Raw genomic sequence first — 12,357 nt, forward strand, 5'->3', positions numbered from 1 at the left:
TCGCCATCAGGAGAACGGATGAAACGACGTCTGATCACCGCCGCGCTCGGCGCGGCCGTCCTGTCCGCCGCGACGTACGGCACGGCTTCGGCGGCCACTGCCTCACCCCATACTGCCCACAGCAGGTCCGCCACTGCTTCCGTGACGGTCATCGGCGACTACATCAGTGCCTTCGGCTGCGAGAGCAACGGCATGTGGGGCCAGTTCCTGGGCGAATGGAGCAGCTACAAGTGCGTTGCCGTCCACGAACCCAACGACGACCGTCCTTGGTACCGCTTGATCGTCTGGTAAGCGGCATCCCTTCGAGCCAAGCACAGGAACAACCCACCGACGCAGGACGCTGACCACCGGCCCGAAGAGCGGCTCCGCGGTCTGCATCACGCCACGCTTGTTCAGCCACAAAAGGGGAGACATATGAAACTCAGGCCACAACGCCTCGCGTTGACGACGCTGTCGCTGGCCGCCGTCGTCACCTGCGCGCTCGTCACCTCCACGACGGCACAGGCAGCCCCGGCAGCACCCAAAATCCGCTGCGGTGGCCAAGCCTACGCGCCGCCCGGAACAGGATGGGGCCCAGAGTCACTGGGGAACTGCGCCGTCTACGGCTCCGCCGGATCCCGCAAGGGCTTCACCTGGAGCGTGAACACCGGCTCCATGGCCCAAGTATGCGTACAGGCATGGAGCTATCAGGACAAGAAGTGGCACAACATCGGCTGCGGCCAGTCCGGTGGCGGCTCGATCCCCTGGGGCGCCGTAGTCGCCACCCCCAAGATCCGTGCGGCTTCCAACGGACTGGGAACTGGCCTGACCTGGTCATACTGATCTCTCGGAGGCGAGGGAGCAGGCCCGGGAGGCGAGCCCGGGCGTCCGCCGCGATAGAGACCGCCCGGCGCTCCCAGCGGTTCCGCCGCCCAGACCCGCACACCGCCCGCCGCGCTGACAACGGCGGCGGGCGCAGACCCATCAAGGGCCGTCACCGGCCGGGCACCGATGCCCCAGATACCGGACGGTCAGAGCCTTTGGATTCTCAAGATTTCCGTGGTTCCCGTCACAACAAACCAGTTGTGCGAGAGGATGGTCTCGCACGTGGCGCCCGTCTGCCCTGGACTGGGCGGTCCAGGAGAGCGCACCGCGCTGGGGGGTGACGGTGCTTCAGGCGCGGGCGGAGCTGGACGCCGGGCCGGTGTGGGCCGAGGCCGGTTTCACCGTGCCGGCCGGAGCCGGCAAGAGCGAGGTCTACCGGGGTGAGGTCGCGGACGCCGCCCTGCAAGCGGTGCACCTGGCGGTGGAACGCTTCGCCTCCGGCGGCTTCACCCCCCGGCCCCAGGACGACCTGCCGGTACGCGCCCGCCCGCCCATGCGGCAGAGCGACCGCCGCATCGACTGGACCGCCCAGCCGACCCAGACCGTGCTGAGCGCCCTGCGCGCCGCCGACTCCCGTCCCGGGGTACATGACCGGCTCCTGGGCGACGAATGGTTCCTGCATGGCGGCCACCCCGAGGACCGGCTGCGCGGCGAACCCGGCCAGATCCTGGCCACCCGGGCCGGGGCGATCTGCCGGGCCACCGTGGACGGCGCGGTATGGATCCCCGAACTGCGCCGGTGCCGGACGGCCGACGGCGAACCGGGCATCCGGCTGCCCGCCACGGCCGCCCTGGGTGAACTCCTCCCGCCCGTACCGGAGATGGCCGCACCCCTGGAACTGCCCGCCCACTGCCGGACCTTCAGCGACATCCGCTATGAGGAGCGCGGCGAAGTGGGCTTTCTGCGCTTCCGCTTCCCCGGCGGCGCGATGAGCACCCGGCACTGCCGGCGGCTGCTGAGCGCCTACCGGGCCGCCTGCCGGCGCCCCACCTCCGTGCTGGTGCTCGGCGGTCAACGGGACTTCTCCTCCTCAACGGCGGCCGGCAGGTGGTGGAATCCTTGTTCCCGGGCGGCTACATCGAGACCGGCGCCTTCCCACGCAACACCTTCGACGTCCCGGCCCGCTGGGTGGACTGGGAGAACCGCGTCCCGGCCACGTCATGGGTCTCTGTCGCCTGGCGCGAACAGGACGACTGGCAGCACACCACCACCCGCTCGTACCTGGTTTGTCAGCCGGCTGGCTGCGTCGGGGCGTGCGCTGCGTGCCAGGCTTCCCAGATGCCGCTGCCGAGTCGGCCACGGGATGGCACGTCCATGCCGCGGTCTTTGGCCCACCGCCGTACCTCGGCCACCGGTGGCGCTGCCGGCGAAGGCGCCTTGTCCGCTGGGCGGCCGTGGGCGGGGACGGCGGCGCGGGGTACGGCTGTTGGCAGGTTTTCGGTGGAGGTGACCTCGAAACCACGGCGTTGGAGGATGCGTCGCCGCTTGTGGTGCATGCGCTCCAGGAGCGGGACGTCGGCGTCGAGGTAGTCGTGGGCTTCGATGTGGGACTTGCGGGCTTCGGTGTTGCGCATGATCCGGCCGACCTGCTGGATGACCCTTCCCTTGAAGGAGATGGGGCTGGTCAAGAAGAGCGTGTCAAGGCGTGGTTGGTCGAATCCTTCACCGGCGAGCTTGTCGATCGCCACGAGCACGAGAGGTTCCGTACTGTCGGCGGCCAGGACGGTGCGGACCCGAGTGCGCTCTGCCGTAGACATACCGCCGTGCAGGATGAGGGGCTTGATTCCGTGCGGCTTGAGAGCAGCGGTGAGTTGGCGGAGGTGTTCGACGCGGTTGGTCAGGGCCAGACTGCACCGGCCGCGCGCGGTGGCGTGAGCGATGTCTGCGGCGATGATGGCGTTGCGGTCGGTGTCACCTGCGAGCTCGTTGTAGATGGTCTGGATGGAGGCGCCGTCGGTCCCGGGCTCGTCGGTGGTGAAGGCGGTGGAGTGCACCACAAGGTGCTTGCCGAAGGTGCTGGCGTCCTCGATCTCGTGCCGGATGGGCCCGCACTGCATGGTGATCAGGGCGTCCATCTGGTCCGCACGGTAGGGCGTTGCGGACAGTCCAAGCCAGCGCGGGGCCTTCGCGGTGCGGATCGCCGCTTCCGCGCCCGGTGCGCCCACGGCGTGGCATTCGTCGACGATGACCAGCCCGTAGCCGTCCAGGAGGCCGGCGGGCGCGTCGCGGTGGGACAGCGTCTGCAACATGATCAGGTCGATGGTGTGGGTGCGGCGGTCCTTGCCTCCCCCAAGCGACCCGACCTGGCCGTCCCCGAGGTCCAGGAAACGCATCAGCCGCTCCTTCCACTGGTCCAGGAGCTCCGAGCGGTTGACAATCACAGCGCTGGACACGCCGTGGCGGGCGTTCTCTGGGGGTCTCGTGGGTGTTGTGGGACGTCGTACTACTGTTCCTCTCCGAGGGCAGCGCGACGGTTCTCAGGGGGTGTGACTCTGCGGTGGATCGTTGCTGATCAACCAATGGAGTTGGGGTACACGTGCGTGCGTTCCCTGTACGGATGCCATCCGGTATCCGGTACTGGACTGTCATCGATGACGACTTGGCGGTGGTCGGCGAGGCCGACCGCTTCCTGAGAGAGGTACGGCTGGCCCGAGGCCGGGCGGAGACGACGACCAAGTCGTACGCCGAGGCGCTAGCCCTGTTCCTCCTGTGGTGCCTGAGCACTCGGCGCGACTGGCGGACTGCGGCCCGGGAGATCGGCCTGTTCATCCTCTGGCTCAGGTGGACGCCCGGTCGCGGGGGCCAGCACCGGGTCGTCGTGCCGGGCCCCGGGGCCAAGCCGGTCCGGGGTGAGCGCCGGATCAACAAGGTGCTGACCGCGATCCGCATGTTCCTCTCCCACGCCGTGGTGAACAGGGAAGCACCGGCCTGGGTGTTGGACCAGCTCTACGAGATCGGCGACGACAGCGACCTGCCGGAGGACGCCCGCGGCGAGAGTGGAGGGATGCGTATCCGGCTGCGAGCCCGCCACCGGGTCCAGGAACCGGAAACGGACGTCGACCGCGCCACCGACGAGGAGATCGTCGCGATGTTCCTCGCCTGCCGCTCGGCCCGCGACCGGCTGATCGTGCTGCTGCTCTCCCGCGTCGGTCTGCGCCGCGGCCAGGCCGCCGGCCTGCGCCGGACCGACGTACATCTACTCATGGATTCCCGGTCGCTCGGCTGCCAGGTCGAGGGAACTCACCTTCACGTGGTACGTCGCCAGAACGAGAACGACGCGTGGTCGAAGGCGAAGCAGTCGCACGCCCTGCCGGTCGACTTCCTGGTGGTCCAGGCGTTCAACCAGTACGTCCTCGAACGGCACGAGATCCTGGGAACCGGCGGCAGCGACTTCGTGCTGGTCAACCTGTTCCGGGAACCGCTCGGCTCTCCGGTCACCCCGGACGCGATCGGTGAACTCATCGGGTCACTGGCCAAGCGGGCCGGGCTGGACCGTCCGATCGCTCCCCACATGCTGCGGCACGGGATGGCCAGCAACGTCGCCGACGCCGGCGGCAGCTTGGACGAGGTCCAGGCACTGCTCACCCAGAAACACCCCGAGTCGGCCCGCCCCTACCTGCATCCGAGCGCATCCCGTCTGCGCGAGGCCGTCGACCGAGTGCCCTCGCCCCGGGTGCTGCTGCACGAGGAGGACGCCAAGTGACGACGACGCTTGCTCATTTCGTCCAGCCTGGTCCTGACCAGGACCAGGTGACGGCCGACCTCCTCGCGGCGGTTCCCGCGACGTTCCTCGATCTGATGGGATGGCAGCACGAGGTCAAGCTGCTGCACTTCCCACTCGGCGAGCCTCTTCTGTCAGCTGCAGAGTGCCAGGTCAAGGGCTGCGAGAAGCGGGTCCGGGCACCCGAGGACCGGGGTCTTTGCGCCGGATGCTGGAAGCGGATGGAGGCGGGCGGCCTCTCCCGGGAGGAGTTCCTCGCCACGACCGTGCGTCACTGGCGGGGCATCGGGATCTCCAACTGCCGGGTCGCGGACTGCGCCCGGCCTTGGAAGACCGCGCTGGAGCCGTTGTGCACCACACACTCCTACCAGCGAAAACGCGTCTTGCGGATGTCCCTTGAGGAGTTCCTCCTTCACCCCGAGGTTGTTCCTCTGCCCGGGTTCGGCGCCTGCCAGGTCGTCGCCTGCACACGGGAGCGCCCTGGTCACGCGCCTTACTGCCTGGCGCACGCACAGCGCTGGAACCGTGAGAAGCGCCTGGGGACAGCCGACGACGAGGAGATGTGGCGACGCACGACGGGGGCGATCGCCGAGGCCGGCGTCGTCAGTCTGCGCGGCCTGCCGGACCGTGTGGTGGCCGAGCTCCTCTTCGGCCTCCACCAGCGCTTCGCCGCAGGGATCAAGCAGCGCGATGAGAACCTGCGTCCGCTCTGTGACCAGCTCCGGGTCCTGCAGCTGCCCTCGCTTGAGGACGTGGACGCCGACGCGCTCGGCGCCAGCACGGGCCGGATGTTCCGGGAGATGCTCAAGCATCTGCGGGTCTCGCAGTTGTCGCCCGAGACCGAGCGCTTCAAGAGCGTCTGGGACACCCGGGCCTTCGGCTTCCGGGGGTTCCTCACCTTCGAGGACATCAGCCAGGAGTGGCTGCGTCGCGCCGTCCAGGACTGGGCTCTCGATGACCTGCCCAAACGCCGCGGAAGCCAGGCCCGCAACGCGGTCCAGCTCCAGGTCCGCTCCGTTGGCCGCCTCTCAGAGAGCCTGCGCCTCAACCGCGCCGACGCCGGAGCCGACCCTCGTCTGCTCGGCCGGGACGACATCGTTCTCTTCCTGAACCGCATGCGGCTGCTGGTGGACAAGGGCGAGGTCAGCGGCTACCGCCACGTGCTCGATGTCCGGGACGCCAAACGGCTGCTGGGCCGCATGCGGTCCCTGGGGCTGACGCAGCCGGGGCAGCCGCTGCACGGGCTGTCCCGGGACTTCGCCCTGCGGCCCGGCGACGTCCCCGACGATCCGGACGATGCCGAGGCGGGACGCGACTTGCCCACGGAGGTCATGCGGTTCCTCAGCGACCGCCTGGACGCGTTCACGTCCGATTTCGATCAGCACATCCGGGCCGCGACCGAGATCCTCATGGACACCGGCCGACGCCCCGCCGAAGTCTCCAACCTGCCCTGGGACTGCCTCGAGCGGGACGGCGACGGGAAACTCGTCCTCGTCTACGACAACCGCAAGGCCCTGCGCAACGCTCGCCGGCTGCCGATCGCGGACACCACCGCCGACGTGATCCGACGGCAGCAGGAGCGGACCCGAAGCCTGTTCCCGGACACCCCGCAGAGGGCCCTCAAGCTCTTCCCGGCCTGGCGGACCAACCCGGACGGCACCAAGGCCCTGGACCACGAGCGGATCACCGAACGTCACCGGTCCTGGGTCGATTCCCTGCCCGATGTGTTCGTTCCCATCACCATCGAGCGGGACGGCAAGCGCGTCACCGAGATGCTGCCCTTCGACAAGGCAAAGATCTTCCCCTATGCCTACCGGCACACCTACGCGCAACGGCATGCTGACGCCAATATCCGCATTGACGTGCTCAAAGAGCTCATGGACCATCGCCAACTCGACACTACGCAGCGTTACTACCGGGTCAGTGAAACCCGCAAGCGCGAGGCCGTCGACCGGGTCACCGCCATGCAGTTCGACCGGCATGGCACCCGTGTCTGGCGCACGGCCCAGACACTACTGGACTCCGAACACGTGCGCCGGGCGATCGGCGAGACCCAGGTCCCTTACGGGGTCTGCACCGAGCCGACGAACGTCGTGGCCGGCGGCATGGACTGCCCTGTCCGCTTCCGTTGTGTCGGCTGCGACCACTTCCGCACCGACGCCTCCTACCTGCCCGATCTGGAAGCGTATCTCGCCGATCTCCTCCGCAACCGCGAACGGCTCGCCGCCTTCGTGCATGCGGACGACTGGGCCCGTTCGGAGGCCATGCCCTCGGACGACGAGATCAAGAAGGTCCGCCGCCTGGTCCAGCGCGTCAAGGAGGACCTCGACGCTCTCAGCGACGAGGACCGGGCCCACATCAGGGAAGCCACCGCGGTCCTGCGACGCAGCCGCACCGTGGTCTCGCTCGGGATGCCTCGCATCGGCCCACCCATATCGGACTTCTCCGGCTCGTCAGGAAGGCTCGCATGAACAGCATGATCGAAGGCCGGCGGGCGGATTCGGCCCGGCGGCGTCAGCGCGTGCTCAGCGCGCTCGACGTCGCGGTCCGGGACGGCAGCGACATCACGGTGTCAAGTGTCGCTCGCGCGGCCCGAGTTGACCGCACTTTCCTCTACCGACACGCCGACCTCCTGGAGCGCGTCCACGCCGCGGCAGCCGCCCCAGCCTCGGACGGCCGTCAAGCTGCGGTCAGCCGCGCGTCGCTCCAGGCCGACCTCGCGAACGCTCTCGAACGGAACAAACATCTGACGGCGCGGGTCCGGCAGCTGGAGAAGCGGATGTCCGAGAGCCTCGGCGAACAAGTCTGGGTCGATTCGGGACTCGGTTCACCCGCCGATCTGGATCAGCTTCAACAGCGTGTCTCCATGCTCGAACAGGAACTCGCCGACAAGCAGGGCGAACTCGAAGAACGCACCCAAGAGCTCGAAGCGGCACGAGCCGCCAACCGGGAGCTGACCCGAGCTCTGAACCACACCGGGACGGCCAGGAGCTGATCTCTCTCGATGTCCTGCTAGCACCACACCTGTTGCATTGGATAGAGTCGGACTCACCAGCGCTGAGCTGCACAAACACTGAGGCCGCAGCCATCCCCACAGTGTTGACCCCCAGAGAAGCGGCGATAAGGGAGCACGCCATCACGGTCTTGCCCGCGCCGGGCGGTGCGACAAGAACGCCTGCCCGGTGCCCGGCCATCGCATCGACAGCCTGGCGCTGGACCTCGGTCAGCTCACCGGTGAACTCGACGCTGATCGGCGGGGGTTCGGGCAGCTCACTGGTAATGCGCAGGGTTCCGCCGGCGGCGGCGACAAGCTGTGCGGCCTCGTCCTTCAGGCCACGCGGCAGTCGGATCCAGTCGGGGTCGGTGGCGTCGAAGCAGCAGACAAGGCGCGGCGTCTTCCAGGTGGAGAAGCGCTGGTTCTGGCGGCGGTAGAACTCCGGATTGTGGAACGCGGCGGTGTGTTTCAGCGCCGCGAGCAGCTGCGGTGGAAGGCCGGCCGTGGAGATCTCCAGCATGGCCGCCTGCCGTGCGCGGACGACGGCCGGGGCCTTGCCCAGGTGCTTCCGGCGGGGCTTGGGGCCCAGTTCGGGTGCGGTGGCGGACGGTCCGGCGGTGACGGGGCCGAGCTTGTCGGCGAGCGCTTCGACGTCGGCCGGGGACAGCCGCTCAAGGTGGGAGAGGTGGGCGAACTGGTCGGGGTAGGGCGTGAAGGTGCCGGGGTCTACGAAGACGGTGGTCCCGCCGGCCCGGGAGACACCGTGCAGTGGCAGGGCGATCAGACTGCCGAACCGGAAGCTGCCCTTGGCCTTGTCGGGCAGGAAGTCCTGGGCGGGGAAGAGCCGGTCGTAGCTGGCCAGGGTCATCTGCCCCCGGGCGTCGATGGCGCGGCGCAGGAGCGCCATGCCCAGGGTGCGGGCGGTGGCGGCCGGGACAGGTGCGGTGAAGAACGTCCAGACGTGCGCGCCGGCGCCGGAGCGGGAGATCTCGACCAGGGCGGGGACGCCGGCTTCGCGGCAGGCCGCGGCGTAGGCGGCGGCGTCACCGCGCCAGTCGCTGCCGTCCTTGCCGTCGAAGTCGCAGGCCAAGAGACGGCAGGTGTCATCGGCCAGCATCGGGTACAAGCCGAGGTGGAGTTCACGGCCCTGCTGGATGGGGTCGAGGTGGCGGTAGACGGCCTCGTCGGTGAGCGGCCAGAACACCCGGTCCGCGTCGGCCTTGGTGCGGTCGAAAGGGTTGTCCTCGGCCGGGCTCCAGCCGGTGCGGCCTGACCTGGCGCTGACCCAGCGTGTGGCGTACACGTCGTCACGGCCCACGAACAGAGCCCGGAACAACGCGACCTTGGCATCAGTTCCGGAAGAGGCGTCGGCGTACGGAAGGTCGCCGGACAGACGCGGCGGCGCGGAAGCGGGCTCGGTGATAGCCAGCAGCGACGGCTGCTGCCGGAGGGCGGACGGTGTCTGTTTCTTCAGCTGAGTGATCTCTGCCCGGAGCCGGGCGACCTCCTCGTGCAGCTCGGCGTTCTCCTCGAGTACCACATCGAGCCGTGCCCACAGTTCGACGGGGTCTGACCAGTCCTCCACAGCCATCATGATCCACATGACGGGCCCGGCACACCGGAAAATCGCCAAGGTTGGCCTGAAAGTGGCCACCGCGCGGCCAAGTCCCGACCAGTCAGCTTGGCGCGATCGGTGCGGCCTGGGCGATGAGGACCGCGACGTCATCGTGGTTCGTCGGGATGCCACAGCAGGGCGTCAGGGAGTCAGGAGCAAGTCTCCTGAAGGGACCGGCCGGGTTGGCCGAGGGCGCGCAGCAGGGCCCCCAGGCGCTCGCCGATGAGATGCTGACGCGTTTCGGCGAGGCCATCAGTGCAGAGGAGAAGCCGGTCGCCGGGGTCCATTGGAGAAGGCGGTGGTGTGGAACGGGACGCCGCCGACACGACACGGCCGCCACAACAGTGGACGGAGACACGCAGCCCGGTCAGGCGTTCTCCGCCGCGAGGTGCGGGTGGCGGCGCTCGAAGTTGCCCAGGTAGTGGGTAAACCAAGCGGTGAAGGTGAACTCGGCGTCAGCAGCAGCGGGTTGGCTGAAGGCGGCCGCGTGCTGCAGCAGGAATTCCTGCTCTTCGGCGGGGGCAGTGCCTGCCGGGGGCGGGCCGGCGCCGGGTGTACTCGTGTTGGAGGAGCTCACGGCGCAGGATGGGGGCTGATCCGCAGCAGCGCGTGAGTCTTGGTCAGCTCCGGGCGCCGGTGTACACCGGGGCCGGGGCGCCGCATCCTTCTCCGGTGGTCGGGCCGGGCGAACCAATAACTCAGGTCACCAGGGGCGAGCCGCGTTCTGAACCGGTCTCCGGGGGCAGCAGCGTGTTAGTGATGATCCGGCACGAGATCACTCTGCCGGTCCCGCCCGAGTGCCCGGTGCGGACTGCGGCCGTACGGTCACAAGTGCCGTATGACAGGGCGCGGCACGGCGGCCCTCTGCCCCGATTCGCACGTCGCATCGGGCCGCCACACCTCTGCCCCGTCAGCTGGCTGGGCCTGTACCGGATCCGCCAGCTCCCGCCCTGGCCGGTACGCCGGCGCGGCCATGGCTTCCCGCTGGTACCCAGCTTCCGAGCCGCCGGAGCGGCGTCCTGTGGGGTGTGATCAGTCGTGAAGTTTGTGCAGCCACAGCCCCACGCCGACGCGGTTGCTGGTGAGGACGCAAACGTGGTTGTCGTACTTGCCTCAATCTGCGTCTACGGCGTTGGTGCCCGCTTTGTTGCAGTTGTCGTAGGTCCAGTACCAGGTCTGGTACTCCCAGCAGGGAACCGTGTTGTTGTTGTCGGAGCAGCTCGGAGCCGGCACGTTGTCCAACGGCCGCGCCGGTGCGGCCGACCTCGTGGGCGAATGGTTGCTGGCGGCTGCCTGGGCTGTGGTGGCGACGGCGCCAAGGCAGCCCCAGGCACTGATCACAGCGACGGTCACCGCGGTTGCCTTGCGGGCGGACATTCTCATCAGTCCATCCTCTTCTTCCCGGCAGGCCCCTCCCATAGCAGGAAAGAGCCTGTATCCCATGGGCAGTTGGGAACCAAAGCTCCCCATCAGGCGATACCCCGAGAAAACGTTTACCCATTCATGGCGTGAGCTGGCTGCGTGTCGCGCCATGACGGTCAGCTCCTTGCGGGGAACTCGTGCTGGTCCACTTAGCCCTGGGAGATGGGCGCTTCCACACCGCCCGTACCCGCGTGATGTCACCGAGACCGGCGACCGCGTCCCGAAGGGCGGCCACCTCCGGGCGGTGTCGGCGGTGACGTCCTCGGGGCAGGTGAGCACGAGGGTCACACTGGCGATGGTCAGCCGCACGGGCCCGGTCAGGAGCTGGCGATGCCGTGCCCAGCGAACGCCGTCGCGTACGGTTTGCGGGGCGGTGCGCGGTGGCCGGGCGAGCCGGTGCAGAGTGCGGCACGGCATGTCTTCCTCGGCACCGATGCCCAGGCCGGCCGCGGCCCACGACGGCCACCGGCTGGAGCAGTTCATGCACTCCAAGGACCCGCTGCGGCGAGGGAAGATGGTCACCCGCTGCGAAGTCCGCAAGGTATGGCGACCCCGGGTGCGCGCCCAGGCCCGCAAGCACGTGTCGCGGACGGGCTGCAGGAGGTCTACTTCACGCATGTCCAGCGGCGTCGAAGGGCTCGGCAGCAAGGCACTCGGGCGCAGCCGGCGCCAGGGGGTACGTCTGCGGTGTCGCCGGGGCGGGCACTGGCTCGCTCTGGTCGGGAGCGGGGTACTGGGCCGCCCAGCCCTCCAGCAGCCGCAGGTAGGCCTCCCGGCGCGGCGGCTGCGGCTCCGAGCGGCCAGCAAAGAGGGCGTTACGGTAGAACGAAGCACCCTGGGTGGGCGGAGGGGGGGCCCGCTGTGCGGCTGCGGTGCACGGCGCGTGGGGGGACCGGTCGCCTTGATCGGGATGCCCGACTTGCGGCCAGCGGCGGGGGCGGCGAGGCTCGATGAGCGGGCCGGGTCGGCCCACCCTTCCCGTGGGCCGGCCCGGTTCGTTCCCTTTCGCCGGTCAGCTCCTTCCTGTGTTCCCCGGCGTCTTGCGGCCCCTTCCCGATGCCGTGGACGTCTGGGGTTTGGTTTGTGCGGCTTGTGCTGCTGCCTGGGGCGAGAAGCCTGCGTCCTCGAGGAACTTGAGCGAGGCGATGACGTCATTGCACGTCTTGACCAGCAGCATGACTGCCAGGTCGTTCTGCGCCTCAGGCGGCAGGTGGGCCAGGCAGTCTTGAACTTCGGCGACCGTGCACCGGGCACCCGCAGGCCCACGTAGGAGGCGGTGAACATCTCGTCGCCCTCGACGAGGGGGAACTCGTCGAAGGCACTGAAAGAGACGGCGACGAGGTTGCCGAACGAGCGCCCTTCACGCCCGTACTCGATCACCTGGCCGAGCCGGGCGCGCTGGGGCTCGGCGGCGGCGACCGCCCGGGCGAGGTGGGAGAGGAGGTAAGACTTCCCGACGCCGTTGCGACCGGTGAGAGCGTGGACGTTGCTGGGAGGCTGGGAGTCGGGCACGACGCGAAAGCGCAGGCGCGGGGGTTCGATGCCGCGGGGGGCAGGGGGCTCGTAGGCGATGTCGAACAAGTCTCTACGCGCGCCACCGCGGGCGATGCGACGCAACTGCCCTCGGACGGTGGCCAGTTTTACGAACCGGACCAAGGACATCCGCGTGACGTCGTGCTGCATCGCGGTGTGGAAGCTGTCCTCGCTGTACGCCATGTCCTGCAGGGCTTCCAGCACCTC

Annotated in this window: 8 protein-coding genes and 2 pseudogenes; 6 read left to right on the forward strand and 4 right to left on the reverse strand. The window is 68.9% G+C overall.

Features of this window, described 5'->3' with window-relative positions; all coding sequences use genetic code 11:
• Positions 1-18 precede the first annotated feature (18 nt).
• From CV755_RS08760 to CV755_RS08765, 3 genes and pseudogenes are all read left to right on the forward strand, one after another.
• Positions 19-291 carry a hypothetical protein gene (locus tag CV755_RS08760; RefSeq protein WP_109279609.1) on the forward strand — a complete coding sequence of 91 codons (273 nt, stop codon included), beginning with the start codon at positions 19-21 and terminating at the stop codon, positions 289-291.
• A gap of 123 nt (positions 292-414) precedes the next feature.
• Complete coding sequence (locus CV755_RS34135) at positions 415-822, forward strand: hypothetical protein (RefSeq protein WP_153068619.1); 408 nt, start codon at positions 415-417, stop codon at positions 820-822.
• 271 nt (positions 823-1,093) lie between these two features.
• Positions 1,094-1,897: pseudogene (locus tag CV755_RS08765) on the forward strand (hydrogenase maturation protein); the annotation flags it as partial.
• A 196-nt stretch (positions 1,898-2,093) separates the two neighbouring features.
• Here the strand turns inward: CV755_RS08765 and CV755_RS08770 are convergent.
• A complete protein-coding gene (locus tag CV755_RS08770; protein ID WP_109279610.1) occupies positions 2,094-3,257 on the reverse strand; it encodes a DEAD/DEAH box helicase family protein in 1,164 nt (387 codons plus the stop codon).
• A 164-nt stretch (positions 3,258-3,421) separates the two neighbouring features.
• On the opposite strand from CV755_RS08770, the gene CV755_RS08775 reads away from it, so the two are divergent.
• The 3 genes from CV755_RS08775 to CV755_RS35930 are packed head-to-tail and all read left to right on the forward strand — an operon-like array spanning position 3,422 to position 7,580.
• On the forward strand, positions 3,422-4,567 hold the full coding sequence (locus CV755_RS08775; RefSeq protein WP_109279611.1) for a tyrosine-type recombinase/integrase: 1,146 nt from the start codon (positions 3,422-3,424) through the stop codon (positions 4,565-4,567).
• Positions 4,564-7,056: a site-specific integrase gene (locus CV755_RS35550; protein ID WP_206608402.1), complete on the forward strand. Its 2,493-nt coding sequence runs from the start codon at positions 4,564-4,566 to the stop codon at positions 7,054-7,056. Before CV755_RS08775 ends, CV755_RS35550 begins: the two co-directional genes overlap by 4 nt.
• A 5-nt stretch (positions 7,057-7,061) precedes the next feature.
• Positions 7,062-7,580, forward strand: coding sequence for a DUF6262 family protein (locus tag CV755_RS35930; RefSeq protein ID WP_241561084.1), 519 nt, complete (start codon positions 7,062-7,064; stop codon positions 7,578-7,580).
• Between the two features lie 655 nt (positions 7,581-8,235).
• Here CV755_RS35930 and CV755_RS37110 read toward each other — a convergent pair.
• The 3 genes and pseudogenes from CV755_RS37110 to CV755_RS34570 form a co-directional block, all read right to left on the reverse strand.
• A pseudogene (locus tag CV755_RS37110) lies at positions 8,236-9,306 on the reverse strand (TOTE conflict system archaeo-eukaryotic primase domain-containing protein); the annotation flags it as partial.
• Between the two features lie 256 nt (positions 9,307-9,562).
• Positions 9,563-9,772, reverse strand: a complete 210-nt coding sequence (locus tag CV755_RS08800; protein WP_109279614.1) for a hypothetical protein — start codon at positions 9,770-9,772, stop codon at positions 9,563-9,565.
• Between the two features lie 536 nt (positions 9,773-10,308).
• A complete protein-coding gene (locus tag CV755_RS34570; RefSeq protein WP_161968626.1) occupies positions 10,309-10,728 on the reverse strand; it encodes a hypothetical protein in 420 nt (139 codons plus the stop codon).
• Between the last annotated feature and the right edge of the window lie 1,629 nt (positions 10,729-12,357).

It is taken from the genome of Streptomyces orinoci (assembly GCF_003121295.1).
Classification (GTDB): domain Bacteria; phylum Actinomycetota; class Actinomycetes; order Streptomycetales; family Streptomycetaceae; genus Streptomyces; species Streptomyces orinoci.